This is a genomic window from Ruegeria sp. HKCCD7251, assembly GCF_013031165.1.
GTDB lineage: Bacteria > Pseudomonadota > Alphaproteobacteria > Rhodobacterales > Rhodobacteraceae > Ruegeria.
In genome coordinates this window covers 88,840-103,315 of the sequence record NZ_WPZC01000005.1, presented here as the reverse complement: position 1 = coordinate 103,315, position 14,476 = coordinate 88,840, and the positions used below count along the sequence as shown (strand labels likewise).

The following is a 14,476-nucleotide window of genomic DNA, read 5'->3' as shown; positions in this document are numbered from 1 at the left end:
GTAACGCCACGGGGCGGTATCCCCAACCCAGCAAACAAAGGATTTTCCATGCGACCCTCAGGACGTAATCTAGACGAAATGCGCGCTGTTTCCATCGAGACAGGTTTCACCAAACATGCCGAAGGTTCCTGCCTGATTAAAATGGGCGATACCCATGTGCTGTGTACCGCCACGATCGAGGACCGCGTGCCGCCCTTCATCAAAGGCTCGGGCCTGGGTTGGGTGACAGCGGAATACGGGATGCTGCCCCGCGCAACCAACACACGGATGCGGCGTGAGGCGGCAAGCGGCAAACAAGGTGGCCGCACCGTGGAAATCCAGCGCCTGATCGGCCGGGCGCTACGCGCTGGTGTCGACCGGGTTGCTTTGGGCGAACGTCAGATCACCGTCGATTGTGACGTGATCCAGGCCGATGGCGGCACGCGCTGCGCTTCGATCACCGGGGGCTGGGTCGCGCTGCGTCTGGCTGTGAACAAGCTGATGAAAGCGGGTGATGTAATTTCTGATCCGCTGGTCGATCCCGTCGCTGCTGTGTCCTGCGGCATCTACGCAGGTCAGCCGGTTCTAGATCTGGACTACCCCGAAGACAGCGAAGCAGGCGTTGATGGCAACTTCATCATGACCGGCTCGGGCAAGCTGATCGAAGTGCAGATGAGCGCTGAAGGTTCCGTCTTTAGCCGCGCGCAGATGGACCAGCTGATGGATCTGGCCGAAAAAGGCGTCGGTGAACTGGCCGCCACGCAAAAGGCCGCCACCGCATGACCCGCAAGTTCGACGGTGGCAGGCTGCTGGTCGCCACGCATAATAAAGGCAAGCTTGAGGAGATGGCGCATCTGCTTGAGCCCTTTGGCGTTACCGTGGTCGGAGCGGCAGAGATGAACCTGCCCGAACCGGACGAGACCGAGGATACATTCGTCGGCAATGCACGCATCAAGGCGCATGCCGCCGCCAAGGCCACCGGCCTGCCTGCCCTGTCGGACGATTCAGGGATTACCATTGATGCGTTGGACGGCGCGCCTGGTGTTTACACCGCCGATTGGGCTGAAACCGGTAATGGCCGCGATTTCCTGATGGCAATGACCCGCGCGCATGATGAGCTGGAAGCAAAAGACGCCCCGCACCCCCGCGCCGCTCAATTCCGATGCACTCTGGTACTGGCCTGGCCCGACGGTCACGACGAAGTGTTCGAGGGTATAGCCCCGGGCCATCTTGTCTGGCCGATCCGGGGTAAAGACGGGTTCGGTTATGACCCGATGTTTGTCCCTGACGGCCACGATATTACGTTTGCCGAAATGGATCGCTGGGAAAAGAACAAGATCAGCCATCGCGGCCGCGCGGTTGAGATGTTCGTGAAGGGCTGTTTTGGCGGATGATTGGCGCAACGGGGGCTTTGGCCTGTATGTGCATTGGCCCTTTTGCGAGGCCAAATGCCCCTATTGCGACTTCAACAGCCATGTTTCCAGAAATATTGATCAAAAACAATGGCTTAATAGTTACTTAAGCGAATTGAGACGCTCCGCCCTGGAAACGCCAGATCGGGTGCTGAATACGATCTTTTTTGGCGGTGGTACGCCGTCCTTAATGCATCCAGACTCCGTAGCCGCCATTATTGATGAGGCCCGCAGCCTGTGGCGACCTGCCAATGACATGGAAATCACGCTTGAGGCCAATCCCGGTTCGGTTGAGGCCGGGCGGTTTGCTGCCTATCGCGACGCTGGGGTCAACCGGATCTCGATGGGTGTACAGGCGCTGAATGACGATGACCTACGCAGATTAGGTCGAATCCACACGGTCGCTGAAGCACAGGCAGCGTTTGATATCGCCAGAACTTGCTTTGACAGAGTCAGCTTTGACTTGATCTACGCCCGCCAGCACCAATCCTTGGCCGCTTGGCGTGCTGAACTGACCCAAGCTTTGTCCATGGCCGTCGACCACCTGTCCTTGTATCAACTGACCATCGAAGACGGCACCGCTTTCGGCAACAGATATGCCGTTGGGAAATTGCGCGGCCTGCCCGAGGATGACAGCGCAGCCGACATGTATCTTGCAACACAAGAAATTTGCGAAGCCCACGGCCTGCCTGCTTATGAGGTTTCTAATCACGCCCGACCGGGGGCAGAAGCCCGGCACAATCTGATTTATTGGCGCTATGGCGATTACGTTGGCATCGGTCCCGGTGCCCATGGCCGAATAACGCTTGGCGATAGAAAACTGGCGACTGAAACCCACCTGATGCCGAACACTTGGCTGGACGCTGTGCATAACGGCAGTGGAGAGCGGGAAAGAACCGAGCTTTCAAATCAGGATCAAGCAGTTGAATACCTTATGATGTGCCTAAGGCTAAAGGAAGGTCTATATATAGATCGTTATGAAACCTTATCTGGTTCTTCATTGCCGCAAGCAAAATTGGACGATCTGAGTGCCATCGGTATGATCGAACAGGTAAACGGACGGGTCATCGCCACCAAAGACGGGCGTGCAGTATTGAACTCCATAATTCGCGAATTGTTGGGATAAGACATGCAATACGTCTGGGCGGCATTGGGATTGTTGAGCGTTGCACTTGCCGTCGTCGGCATCGCCCTTCCATTGCTACCGACCGTTCCGTTCCTGCTGTTGGCCGCTTTTTTCTTTGCACGCTCGTCTTCCCGGCTTCACAACTGGCTGATCACGCACCGGGTCTTTGGCCCGATGATCCTGGATTGGCAGAGTTCCGGTGCCATCCGTCCCGCAGCAAAAAAGGCGGCAACTCTCTCGATTGCCGCCGTTTTTGGAATTTCGATTATTCTCTCAGTCCCGAATTACGTGTTGGCAATTCAGGCGATTGTCTTGGGGGGCGTTCTAACCTTTATCTGGACCCGGCCTAGCGGCTGAGCTTTGCACAAAGATCGTCAAGCTGGTCCAGATTTTCATATGTCAGAACGACCTGCCCGGTTTCTGTCCCAGACTTGTGGTTGATGGCCACTTTCATCGCCAAGATAGCAGAGAGGTCTTTTTCAAGCGCCCGCGTATCGGCGTCTTTACCTGCATCCAGATTTCTGGATTTCTGCGTAGCTTTAACCGGGTCGGCCTGCTCTTTTTTAACAAGCGCTTCGGTCGCACGAACCGACAATCCGTCGCGTACCACGATCTTCGCCAATTCAGAGGGGTTGCTTGACGTAATCAACGCCCTTGCATGCCCTGCAGAAAGCTTACCTTCGACCACCAATTGCTGAACATCCATCGGCAACGACAGCAAACGAAGAAGATTCGCAATGTGACTGCGGCTTTTGCCAAGGGCCTCGGCCAGCTTTTCCTGCGTGTGCCCGAAACGATCCATAAGCTGCTTGTATCCGGCCGCTTCTTCGACAGCATTCAAGTCAGCTCTTTGAATATTCTCAATAATCGCAACTTCCAACACTTCGGTATCGTCGAAATCACGAACAATGACAGGAATATCATGCAGTTGCGCCATTTGCGCAGCACGCCAGCGGCGCTCACCCGCGACGATCTCATAGTCGCCTTCCGCAATCTCGCGGACGATCAGCGGCTGAATAATACCCTTTTCCTTAACCGAAGCAGCAAGTTCATCCAGTTGTTCACGCGAAAAGGTACGGCGCGGCTGATTTGGGTTTGCATGAAGTTTTTCGATCGGAACCTTCATGTCCGCACGCCGCGGTTCAGATGGGCGCAACCCTTCTGTTTCCTGCGTTACGTCGGCCATCAAAGCCGATAGACCGCGGCCCAATCCCCTAGGTTTTGTTTTCTTAGCTGCCACTGGACCCTCCTACTGCCACTTATGCGGCTTTCTTGTTCTTGTGCATGACTTCGCGCGCCAAATGCCGATATGCCATCGCCCCCAGAGATCCGGAATCATATTGAAGTACAGGCAATGCGTAAGACGGCGCCTCACTGACCCGCACATTTCTGGGTATTTTGGTTTTAAATACCATCTCGCCCAGATTGTCACGCGCGTCTTTTTCGACCTGACGGGACAAGTTGTTGCGGTTGTCATACATCGTCAACACAACACCTTCGATCCGCAGGTCCGGATTGGCAGTTTGGCGGACCTCGCGAATGGTCAGCATCAACTGGGACAAACCTTCCAACGCGAAGAACTCACTCTGCAATGGAACAAGCACAGAATGCGCCGCGACCATCGCATTGACGGTCAACAAATTAAGGGACGGTGGACAATCTATCAGGACATAGTCCAACTTGAACTGGTCAACTGACGTTTGCCGCAGCGCGTCGTGCAGCAGATAGCTTCGCTTTTCGTTGGAAATAAGCTCAATATCGGCTGAACTCAGGTCGACTGTGGCAGGAACCACGTATAAGCCGCCAATTTCAGTCTCCTGAATGACGGCTTCCAACGGGGCGTCGTCCAATATCAGGTCGAAGGTTGTCCAATCCCTGTCTTCAACGCCCAGACCTGTTGACGCGTTGCCCTGAGGATCCAAATCAACCACAAGAACGCGGCATCCGGCTTCGGCCAATCCCGCTGCAAGATTTATCGCAGTCGTCGTCTTCCCAACCCCACCCTTCTGATTGGCTACCGCAATAATCCGGGGCCCTGAGGGACGAGACAGATCAACCACGTGATACTCCTTTGATTTTAAGGATAACGGCCTGAGGTTCAGTTAAACTTGTAATCGGCTCGGCTTGGAAATTCCATTCCTTGCGCGCGTCTTCCAGTTCTTTTTTCCACGTTGCGCCTTTCGGCAACAGAGCCGTTCCAGAACTGCCTAAATGCCTGTCACAAAAGGACAATAAGACCGTCAGATCTGCCAAAGCACGGGCAGATAAGACATCCGCATCCAAGGGATTCACGATTTCGATTCGTTTGGAAACAACGGAACACTTTGCACCACATTCCCTTGCCACTGTTCGCAGAAAGGCGGATTTCCTTTGATCGCTTTCTACTAGGGTAAACTGCGCATTCGGATTCTCTTGTATTGCCATAATCGCGCAAACCATTCCGGGGAACCCTCCCCCGCTTCCTAAGTCTGCCCAATTCCGAAAGGATTCAGCGCAACGATACACCTGGACAGAATCCATTATGTGCCGCGTCCAAATTTCGGCCAGACTGTTTCGGGAAACCAGGTTAATTTTCGGATTCCATCGCTTTACCAGCTCGACATATTTGGCCAGACGCTCAAATGTTTCACGTGAAACATCCAAATCGCCAAATTGCACGTCACTCATGCCTTGCGGACCTTTTGTTCACGACGCAGTTTCGCTAGAACAAGCGTCAAAGCGGCCGGAGTAACTCCTTCAACGCGACTAGCTTGCGCTATATTCTCTGGTCGCGCATTCGACAACTTTTGCTTCATCTCTGAAGACAAGCCATCCAGAGCGAAATAGTCGAAATCCCTTGGAATTTCATGAGATTCGTCGCGCTTCATAGCTTCGACGTCCCTTTTCTGGCGCGCAATGTAGTTTGCGTACAGGGCATCCCTTTCAACCTGCTTCTGGATTTCAGGATCTGTATCCCCCAAGCTTGGAACCAGTGGTATAAGATCCCCAAACGAAACATCCGGGAATGCGAGAATAGCCATCCCATTTCGCCTATTTCCGTCCTGATTGACGCTGATACCAACTGATCGCATGTCTTTTGGGGTATAGGTCCTGTCCATCAGAATGGATTTTACCGCCGTCAATTTTTCCATCTTGTCGGAAAAGTGGCGCTCTCTAACGTCCCCTACGCAACCGATTTTCAAGCCAATCGGTGTTAACCTTTGATCTGCATTATCTGCGCGTAACGACAGTCTGAATTCCGCACGGGACGTAAACATGCGGTAAGGTTCTGCTACTCCGCGCGTCGTCAAATCGTCTATCATTACACCGATATAGCTATCTGCACGCGTGAAATGAACCGGATCCCGATCAAATGAAAACAAGGCGGCATTCAAACCGGCGACCAAACCCTGTGCCGCGGCTTCCTCGTATCCAGTGGTACCGTTAATCTGCCCCGCAAGATATAGGCCCGAGATTTCCGGAACGGACAGGGATGAAGTTAAAACGCGCGGATCTACATAATCATATTCAATCGCGTAACCCGGTTGCAGTATTTCTGTATTCTCTAGCCCCTTAATGGACCGGACATATTGAAGTTGAACATCCTGGGGAAGCGATGTCGAAATCCCATTCGGGTAGATCGTATGATCATTAACACCTTCAGGCTCAAGGAATATCTGATGAGAGTCCTTATCGGAAAACCTGACTATTTTATCCTCAATTGAAGGGCAATACCTTGGGCCAACCCCATCAATATGCCCCCCGTACATTGCTGAACGGCTTAGGTTTTTCTCAATAATTTCATGCGTTCGCGCATTTGTATGCGTTATACCGCAAGAAATTTGGGGGGCCACAACAGACTTAGACAGAAATGAAAATAATGTAGGTTCATCATCTCCATCCTGGCGCTCCAGATCGGACCAGTCGATCGTGCGGCTATCAAGTCGGGGCGGAGTACCTGTTTTCAATCTTCCCAACGGAAGCTGAAAACTGTCTAAGCGTTGCGCTAATTTAACTGACGGATTGTCCCCCATTCTTCCGCCAGGGCGGGAAACGTCTCCAATATGTATCACACCCCGAAGGAACGTACCGGAAGTAAGTATGACTGCCTTGGCTCGAATCTCGGAACCATCTGCCAATCTGACTCCGCGCACGCTCTGCCCTTCCATCAGAAAATCGACAACTTCGCCTACCACAATCGAAAGACGTGGCTGGGCGTCGGTCTCTTTCTGCATCGCTGCGCGATACAACGCGCGGTCCGCCTGTGTCCTCGGCCCTTGAACTGCGGGTCCTTTGCGCCGATTCAACAGACGGAATTGAATTCCGGCTTTATCCGCTACACGGCCCATAACTCCGTCCAGGGCATCAATCTCTCTCACTAGGTGACCTTTTCCAAGGCCTCCAATCGCTGGATTGCAAGACATCACCCCGATGTCAGAAGCAGACAAGGTGACAAGCGCCGTTTCCGCCCCCATGCGGGCAGATGCATGTGCAGCCTCGGTTCCGGCATGACCCGCGCCGATAACAACAACATCAAAGTCTGAATGTTTCACGTGAAACACTCCCTATTTTCCCAGACAGAAGCTTGCGAAGATTTCATCCAAAAGATCTTCCACGCCTATTCTACCGACCAATGCCTCTAGCGCACGAATGGCTGTGCGCAATTCTTCGGCAGCGATATCATACAAGTCCGGGCCTGATTCCAGAACAGACATTGCTGCACCCAACGCCTCCTGAGCATTATTGAGCGAAATACGGTGCCTTTCGCGGGTTGCAATACCATAACTTGTGGCACGGCCACCCAATATACGCGATATATCGGAGATCAACTGATCCAAACCCTTACCAGTTTTACCTGATATCCCACCTTCTATATCATCCCTGAGGTCAGCCTTCGGCAAAACCTGAATATCACCGTCGCGCACTGAAACACCCAAAGACATCGGGTCCTCGGTCAGGAATACCCGTAAATCCGCGGCCTCTGCACGTTTAATCGCCAATTCGATTCCAAGGCTTTCAACATGATCTTCGGTTTCGCGAAGCCCGGCTGTGTCCAAAAGCGTGACTGGCAACCCCTCAAGATCCATTCGGACCTCGATCACATCGCGGGTCGTTCCGGCATATTCCGACGTTATCGCCGCATCTCGCCCGGCAAGTGCATTCAGTAAGGTGGACTTCCCTGCATTAGGAAGGCCGACAATTGCGACTTCGAACCCTGAGCGAATACGCTCCGCAATCCGAACTCCGTCGGCTTCGCGTTGCACATCAGCCATGACACCAGTGACCAAAGAACGGACTTCGGGCGTAACATCCGTCGGAACCTCTTCGTCAGCGAAATCAATGACAGCTTCCAAAAGGGATGCGGCGCGGATCAGATCACGACGCCAGCGTTCTGCAAGGGAACCCAGTTCGCCGGCTAATATTGTCTGTGCCTGTTTGCGCTGCGCTTCGGTTTCGGCATCAATCAAGTCGGCCAAGCCTTCGACCTGCGTCAAATCCATCTTGCCGTTTTCAAGCGCGCGACGCGTGAATTCCCCCGGCTCTGCAAGCCGCAAACCTTCAGTATCGCCAAGACAGCGCATCACCGCATTCACAGATGCCATACTTCCGTGAACCTGCAACTCTGCCACATCTTCACCGGTAAAGCTCGCAGGGGCCTGGAATGTTAGTACCAGACCCTCATCCAGAATTGAGCCGTCAGTTGCAAACAAGGCGCGCACACGCATGCCGCGGGCTGGCAGAGTATCCCTGGTTAATGCAGCCGCTGCGGAATGCGCCAAAGGACCAGAGAGGCGGATGACCGCCACCCCGGCTTTGCCCTGCGCGCTGGCCAAGGCGAATATCGTATCCATTCGAAGGCCTCGCGTCAGTTAAGACCTGTGTCAGGTGTTCATTGAATCGAAGAACTCGCCATTCGTCTTCGTCTGCTTCAGCTTGGATAGCAGGAACTCGATCGCGTCGGTCGTACCCATCGGGTTGAGGATACGGCGCAGAACGAAAGTTTTGGCTAAATCGCCCTTGTCGACCAGCAAGTCCTCTTTCCGGGTACCGGATTTAAGAATGTCGATGGCCGGGAACACGCGCTTGTCGGCAATTTTGCGATCCAGCACGATTTCCGAGTTACCGGTGCCTTTGAATTCTTCAAAGATCACCTCATCCATCCGGCTGCCGGTGTCGATCAGCGCGGTGGCGATAATGGTCAGCGAACCGCCCTCTTCGATATTCCGCGCGGCACCAAAGAACCGCTTGGGCCGTTGAAGGGCGTTCGCATCAACACCACCTGTCAGAACCTTGCCCGATGATGGTACCACTGTGTTAAACGCCCTACCAAGTCTTGTGATCGAATCGAGAAGAATAACAACATCTCGTTTGTGCTCGACCAGACGCTTGGCTTTTTCGATCACCATTTCCGACACGGCCACGTGGCGCGTTGCGGGTTCATCAAAGGTCGAGGATACAACCTCACCCTTTACCGAACGCTGCATGTCGGTCACCTCTTCCGGGCGTTCGTCGATCAGCAAGACGATCAGATAACATTCGGGGTGGTTCTGCTCGATCGAGTGCGCGATGTTCTGCAAGATCACTGTCTTACCCGTCCGCGGGGGCGCCACGATCAACGACCGCTGGCCCTTACCAATCGGTGCCACAAGGTCGATGACACGAGCAGATTTATCCTTGATGGTAGGATCCTCGATCTCCATCTTCAGACGCTCTTCTGGATACAAGGGCGTCAGGTTGTCGAACAGGATCTTGTGCTTGGCCTTCTCGGGCTCTTCAAAATTGATCTTAGTAACCTTGATCAGCGCAAAATAGCGTTCGTTGTCATCAGGTGCCTTGATCTCACCTTCAACCGTGTCGCCGGTACGAAGCGAATGCTGGCGGATCATGTCGGGTGAGACATAGATGTCGTCTGGACCCGGCAGATAGTTCGCCTCGGGCGAGCGCAGGAAGCCGAACCCGTCCTGCAAAACTTCCAGAACGCCGTCACCACCGACAGTCCAACCCTCATCCGCGCGTTCGCGCAGAATCTGGAACATCATCTCGCCTTTACGCATGGTCGAGGCGTTCTCGATCTCCAGCTCTTCGGCCATTGCCAGAAGGTCTTTGGGGCTTTTGGCTTTTAGGTCGGCCAGATTCAGAGTTTCATTGGACATGATACAAACCTTCACCGCTGTCAGCGCGGCACGAAGTGGAATTTCAGTACGGAAGAGACGCCGCCCGGACGGGCGTGTTGACCCCTACATAAGCGTGGCTTCAGGTGGAGTCAAACCACCTGTCTGACCCTTATACGCAAAAAAGCCCTCAGAACTTCAGAATGACCGCCAGAACGATGATCACCATCAAAACGGTCGGAACCTCGTTCATCATGCGATACTGCCGCCCAGTGAGCTTATTTTGCCCCTCAAGGAAGTCTTTGCGCCGAGCCATCAGCCAATGATGAAACCAGGTCATACCAATCACGGATAAGCCTTTGACCCAAGGCCATGCAAAATCCCAACCGACGATACCCGGTGTAAACACCATGATCAGGCCACAGACCCAAACCACAATCATTGCGGGACGCATGATCACACGCAGCAGCTTTTCTTCCATTTCAAAGAAGATTGCCTCAGCCCCTTCGACAGTCTGTGCTTTTTCGACGTGATAAACGAATAGTCTGGGCAAATAGAACAGGCCCGCCATCCACGAGATCACTGCCATGATGTGAAGAGACTTCACCCATGGGTAAATCGTGAAAAGAAAATCCGTCATCCTGGCTCCGAAGATTACTCGGAACCCTCCCTAATAAAAAAATAAGAAAAGAAAAAGGAAGATGGTTTTGTAGGGTGAACAAAATCAGTGGATTACTTTTTTACACATCTGTTTTCCCCAGGTGGATAGAATCCGGTTTAGATGCAGTGATTCTGTTGAGGGAATAAATTTCACAACAATTACAGTAGGTTATATATTAACCGAGTATGAATTGCTGGGGATAAGTCTTTGGGTAACCTTGGAAAACCGGGTTATTCCTGTTCTTGGACTTATCCTTGTCCCTGCTGGATACCATTCGGGCGAATCCGGGAAGTTTGGCGTGGAAATCCCGGGCTTGCGTGTCAACTGGAAAACCATACAAACCATCCCGGAACAGTTAACGGTTTACTCAAGGGGTTTTCCACATGTCTGTCCCCATCATTCTGGCCTCTGGGTCGTCGATACGAGCGCAGCTTCTCAGGAACGCGGGCGTGCCTTTCACCGTGCAAACCGCGCGTGTGGATGAAGAGACAGCCAAACGGGCATTGCTGGCCGAGGATGCAAGCCCGCGCGACATTGCGGATATGCTGGCCGAAATGAAAGCACGCAAAGTCAGTGACAAATTTCCGGGTGCAATGGTGCTGGGCTGCGATCAGGTGCTGGATTTCGACGGTCGGTTGCTGTCCAAACCCGAAACGCCAACGGATGCACTGTCGCAACTCAGGGCGATGCGTGGCAAGCGACATATGCTGCTGTCTGCCGCTGTGATTTATCAGGACGGGGAACCCATCTGGCGACATGTGGGTCAGGTTCGATTGCGGATGCGGATGAGCTCGGACGCATATCTGCGAGATTATCTTGATCGCAACTGGGACAGTATCCGGCACGCGGTCGGGGCATATAAATTGGAGGAAGAAGGCGTGCGTCTGTTCGCAACCATTGACGGAGACTATTTTAACGTCTTGGGTATGCCCCTATTAGAGCTGTTGAATTTTCTGGCGGTCAAAGGGGTGATTGATCAATGAGTGAAGGCCGTATTCCTCTGGCAGGTGTGATTGGACACCCGGTTGCGCATTCAAAATCCCCGACCCTTCATGGACATTGGTTAAAATCCTATGGTCTGGCTGGGCACTATATTCCAATGGATGTTGCCCCGGATGATCTTGAAGTTGTCCTGCGCAGCTTACCTAAGGCTGGGTTTGTAGGGGCAAATGTAACGGCACCCCATAAAGAAGCGGCCTTGCGATTGGCGGATAACGTATCGGATCGGGCGCAGAAAATCGGTGCTGCGAACACGCTGGTCTTTCGTGAAGATGGCGCGATCCATGCCGACAATACCGATGGCTACGGATTCATGGAAAACCTGCGCAGCGGGGCACCGGATTGGACGCCGGGCGATGGTCCGGCCGTGGTGTTTGGCGCTGGCGGAGCTGCGCGCGCCGTTTTGCAAGCATTGGTCGAGGCCGGAGTGCCTAAGATCATGCTGACCAACCGAACACGGACCCGGGCGGATAAGCTGAAGGACGAATTCGGCCAAACCATCACCGTTGTCGATTGGGTGCAGGCCGGAAATGTGGTCGAAGATGCCGAGCTGGTGGTCAATACGACGTCACTTGGGATGCAAGGGCAGCTTGAGCTGCGGGTCCCTTTGGATGGGTTGCAGCCGGGTGCTGTTGTCACTGATCTGGTCTATGCGCCGCTGAAAACCCATCTTTTGCAAACGGCCGAAGAAGCCGGATGCACGGTCGTGGATGGGTTGGGTATGCTGCTGCATCAGGCCGTTCCTGGATTTGAAAGCTGGTTCGGGGTGCGGCCCGAGGTGAATCTGGATTTACGCGCGGCTGTTTTGTCATGAGTTTCGCGCTGGGTCTGACCGGCTCGATCGGGATGGGGAAAAGCACGACGGCCCAGATGTTCGTCGATGAAGGCTGTGCGCTATGGGATGCGGATGCCGCGGTACATAGACTCTATTCAAGGGGTGGAGCGGCTGTTGAACCGATGCAGACGGCTTTTCCAGACGCAATTGTTGATGGGGCTGTCAGTCGTGATGCGCTGAAACGGATCATTGCGCGGGACGTATCCGCCTTAAAACAGATCGAGGAGATTGTTCACCCGCTGGTGGCGGCGGATCGGGCTGCGTTTCGGCAAAACGCGACCGCGGATATACTGGTTTTTGACATCCCTTTGTTGTTTGAAACCGGGGGTCATGTAGCGATGGACGCCGTGGCCTGTGTTTCGGTACCTGCCGATGAACAAAAACGCCGGGTGATGGATCGCGGCACGATGTCCGATGCGCAGTTTGAACAAATCCGCGCCAAGCAGATGCCGAACGAAGAAAAATGCGCCCGGTCAGATTTTGTGATCGTGACAGACAGTCTGGACCATGCCCGCGCACAGGTGCAGGATGTGGTCAAACAGATACGAGCGGGGCTGGCAGATGCGTGAGATTGTACTCGACACCGAAACCACGGGGTTCGATCCAGAAAGCGGTGACCGGATCGTGGAAATCGGTGCGGTTGAACTGTGGAACCACGTCGCCACAGGCGAAACCTATCACGTCTATATTAACCCCGAGCGCTCTATGCCTGAAGAAGCCTTTGGTGTGCATGGCATTGGCCCGGATCTGCTAGATAACCCGCGCCCGCCGGAAAAGGGTGAGGTGACGCTGAAGGACAAGCCGGTTTTCGCCAAGGTCGGTCAGGGATTTCGCGATTTCATCAAGGATTCGAAACTGGTCATTCACAACGCCTCGTTCGATATGAAATTCCTGAACGCCGAGCTGAAATGGATGGGTCTGCCCCCGATCCCGATGGATCAGGCGCTGGATACGCTGGCGATTGCGCGCAAACGCTTTCCCGGCTCACCTGCTTCTTTGGATGCGTTGTGCCGCCGGTTCAATATCGACAACTCGAATCGAGCGCTGCACGGGGCGCTGCTCGACTCCGAAATTCTGGCCGAGGTTTATCTGGAACTGATCGGGGGGCGACAGCCGGATTTCGGATTGTCGACTGCGGCATCCTCATCTGTGGGCGGCGGCGATGAATGGCGCCCAACAGCGCGCCCAAATGCGCTGGCGTCCCGTATTACCGAAGACGAACGCGCCGCGCATGATGCTTTCGTGGAAAAACTGGGCGAAAACGCATTGTGGACCCGCGCCTGAGAAACATCCCGGCGCGGGTCCGGAGCTTTAGGCTTCGGTTTTCTGGGCTTCGGCTTGGCGACGCATCAGTTCGTTGCGGTACAGGCTGACAAAGTCGATGTTGTCCAGATTTACCGGCGGGTAACCACCGTCGCGGGTCACATCGCTGACGATACGGCGCAGGAACGGGAACAGCATCCGGGGGCATTCGATCATAAGGAACGGATGCAGCTGATCTTCGGCAACACCTTCCACGTGGAACAGGCCGCAATAGTCCAGCTCACACAGGAACAGGATGTCTTCCAGACCCTTGGCCTTGGACTTGAGGTTCAGCTTGATCGACACTTCGTACTGATGGTCTGCCGGTCGCTTTTTCGCATCCAGATTGACCTGTACGGAAATCTCGGGCTGAACGTCGCCCGATACGCCCTTTTGGGCCATCACGTTTTCAAAAGACAGGTCACGGATGAATTGTCCCAGAACGCGCATCTGGATTTGCGGGGCGGCCTGGGCCGCGGTGTTTTCTTTGGCGTCTTCTTCGGCCATGGATCTACTCCGAAAATAAAATTCGTCACTGCTTAACAAGTTGGGGCAGACACCTCAATGCAGGTCACGGCCCTTCGACCCATTTCGAAGGCTTTGATGGGTCCTGACGCGGGCGAACTTCGGTAAATTCGCCGTCAATCACGTCGTCTTGTTGAAACGGATCAGGCCCGGAGCGAAATTGCGTGCCGGTTCCCATCTGAAACTGCGTGATGGTGGCTTTGGATTTAAGGTACCGGAATACAGCAACCCGGACGCCGGGAATTAGCAAAGCAAAACCAACGGCATCGGTGAAAAACCCCGGCGTCAGTAGCAAAACGCCCGACAGCAGGATCATTGCGCCATGGGCCAGCGGCTCGGTCGGGTCGTCCAGTTCAGCAAAGGAACGTTGCAGGTTTTCCAGCGCCATGCGACCTTGTGTCCGTACCAAAACAGTGCCCAAAACGGCTGTCAGGACTACAATGGCAAGCGTTGGCCACAGGCCGATCAAGCCGCCAACCTGAATGAACAGAGCGATCTCGATGATCGGGACCAATAAAAAAGCCAAGAACAGATACATTTGCGCTA

17 protein-coding genes are annotated in these 14,476 nt (G+C 54.0%); 8 read left to right on the top strand and 9 right to left on the bottom strand.

The genetic code is table 11. The features are described from left to right. The first annotated feature begins 48 nt into the window (after positions 1-48). Genes rph through GOX75_RS13990 form a run of 4 tightly spaced genes read left to right on the top strand, consistent with a single transcriptional unit; the run spans position 49 to position 2,874 of the window. Positions 49-762, top strand: coding sequence for a ribonuclease PH (rph, locus tag GOX75_RS14005; protein ID WP_171124098.1), 714 nt, complete (start codon positions 49-51; stop codon positions 760-762). Continuing rightward, a complete protein-coding gene (gene rdgB, locus GOX75_RS14000; protein ID WP_171124096.1) occupies positions 759-1,373 on the top strand; it encodes an RdgB/HAM1 family non-canonical purine NTP pyrophosphatase in 615 nt (204 codons plus the stop codon). Before rph ends, rdgB begins: the two co-directional genes overlap by 4 nt. Continuing rightward, complete coding sequence (gene hemW / locus GOX75_RS13995) at positions 1,363-2,517, top strand: radical SAM family heme chaperone HemW (RefSeq protein WP_171124094.1); 1,155 nt, start codon at positions 1,363-1,365, stop codon at positions 2,515-2,517. The genes rdgB and hemW overlap by 11 nt, the downstream gene beginning before the upstream one ends. Before the next feature lie 3 nt (positions 2,518-2,520). Continuing rightward, on the top strand, positions 2,521-2,874 hold the full coding sequence (locus GOX75_RS13990; protein ID WP_171123795.1) for a YbaN family protein: 354 nt from the start codon (positions 2,521-2,523) through the stop codon (positions 2,872-2,874). On the opposite strand, the gene GOX75_RS13985 is transcribed toward GOX75_RS13990, so the two are convergent. From GOX75_RS13985 to GOX75_RS13955, 7 genes are all read right to left on the bottom strand, one after another. Further along, the gene (locus GOX75_RS13985) at positions 2,864-3,757 is read right to left on the bottom strand and encodes a ParB/RepB/Spo0J family partition protein (protein ID WP_171124092.1); all 894 of its coding nucleotides are present in this window, start codon (positions 3,755-3,757) and stop codon (positions 2,864-2,866) included. The two genes, GOX75_RS13990 and GOX75_RS13985, sit on opposite strands and share 11 nt — an antisense overlap. 19 nt (positions 3,758-3,776) lie before the next feature. Beyond that, the gene (locus tag GOX75_RS13980; protein WP_171124090.1) at positions 3,777-4,577 is read right to left on the bottom strand and encodes an AAA family ATPase; all 801 of its coding nucleotides are present in this window, start codon (positions 4,575-4,577) and stop codon (positions 3,777-3,779) included. Continuing rightward, positions 4,570-5,184: a 16S rRNA (guanine(527)-N(7))-methyltransferase RsmG gene (gene rsmG / locus GOX75_RS13975; RefSeq protein ID WP_171124088.1), complete on the bottom strand. Its 615-nt coding sequence runs from the start codon at positions 5,182-5,184 to the stop codon at positions 4,570-4,572. Before rsmG ends, GOX75_RS13980 begins: the two co-directional genes overlap by 8 nt. Further along, a complete protein-coding gene (mnmG, locus tag GOX75_RS13970; protein ID WP_171124086.1) occupies positions 5,181-7,049 on the bottom strand; it encodes a tRNA uridine-5-carboxymethylaminomethyl(34) synthesis enzyme MnmG in 1,869 nt (622 codons plus the stop codon). The genes rsmG and mnmG overlap by 4 nt, the downstream gene beginning before the upstream one ends. Positions 7,050-7,061: 12 nt before the next feature. After that, positions 7,062-8,348: a tRNA uridine-5-carboxymethylaminomethyl(34) synthesis GTPase MnmE gene (gene mnmE, locus GOX75_RS13965; protein WP_171124084.1), complete on the bottom strand. Its 1,287-nt coding sequence runs from the start codon at positions 8,346-8,348 to the stop codon at positions 7,062-7,064. Between the two features lie 30 nt (positions 8,349-8,378). After that, a complete protein-coding gene (gene rho, locus GOX75_RS13960; RefSeq protein WP_171123784.1) occupies positions 8,379-9,650 on the bottom strand; it encodes a transcription termination factor Rho in 1,272 nt (423 codons plus the stop codon). A 148-nt stretch (positions 9,651-9,798) separates the two neighbouring features. Then, positions 9,799-10,248: a CopD family protein gene (locus tag GOX75_RS13955; protein ID WP_171124081.1), complete on the bottom strand. Its 450-nt coding sequence runs from the start codon at positions 10,246-10,248 to the stop codon at positions 9,799-9,801. A 404-nt stretch (positions 10,249-10,652) separates the two neighbouring features. Between GOX75_RS13955 and GOX75_RS13950 the strand changes: the two genes are divergently transcribed. From GOX75_RS13950 to dnaQ, 4 genes are read left to right on the top strand one after another with little or no spacing between them, the layout of a single operon-like run. Next, complete coding sequence (locus GOX75_RS13950; protein WP_171124079.1) at positions 10,653-11,252, top strand: nucleoside triphosphate pyrophosphatase; 600 nt, start codon at positions 10,653-10,655, stop codon at positions 11,250-11,252. Further along, the gene (locus GOX75_RS13945) at positions 11,249-12,082 is read left to right on the top strand and encodes a shikimate dehydrogenase (protein ID WP_171124077.1); all 834 of its coding nucleotides are present in this window, start codon (positions 11,249-11,251) and stop codon (positions 12,080-12,082) included. The genes GOX75_RS13950 and GOX75_RS13945 overlap by 4 nt, the downstream gene beginning before the upstream one ends. Beyond that, entirely contained in the window at positions 12,079-12,672 is a 594-nt protein-coding gene (coaE, locus tag GOX75_RS13940; RefSeq protein ID WP_171124075.1) for a dephospho-CoA kinase, read from the top strand. The genes GOX75_RS13945 and coaE overlap by 4 nt, the downstream gene beginning before the upstream one ends. Then, a complete protein-coding gene (dnaQ, locus tag GOX75_RS13935; RefSeq protein WP_171124073.1) occupies positions 12,665-13,387 on the top strand; it encodes a DNA polymerase III subunit epsilon in 723 nt (240 codons plus the stop codon). The genes coaE and dnaQ overlap by 8 nt, the downstream gene beginning before the upstream one ends. Positions 13,388-13,414: 27 nt before the next feature. On the opposite strand, the gene secB is transcribed toward dnaQ, so the two are convergent. Beyond that, positions 13,415-13,912 (bottom strand): protein-export chaperone SecB, encoded by a 498-nt coding sequence (gene secB, locus GOX75_RS13930; protein ID WP_171123773.1) that lies wholly within the window; start codon positions 13,910-13,912, stop codon positions 13,415-13,417. 64 nt (positions 13,913-13,976) lie between these two features. Then, positions 13,977-14,468, bottom strand: coding sequence for an FxsA family protein (locus tag GOX75_RS13925; protein ID WP_171124070.1), 492 nt, complete (start codon positions 14,466-14,468; stop codon positions 13,977-13,979). Positions 14,469-14,476: the final 8 nt, after the last annotated feature.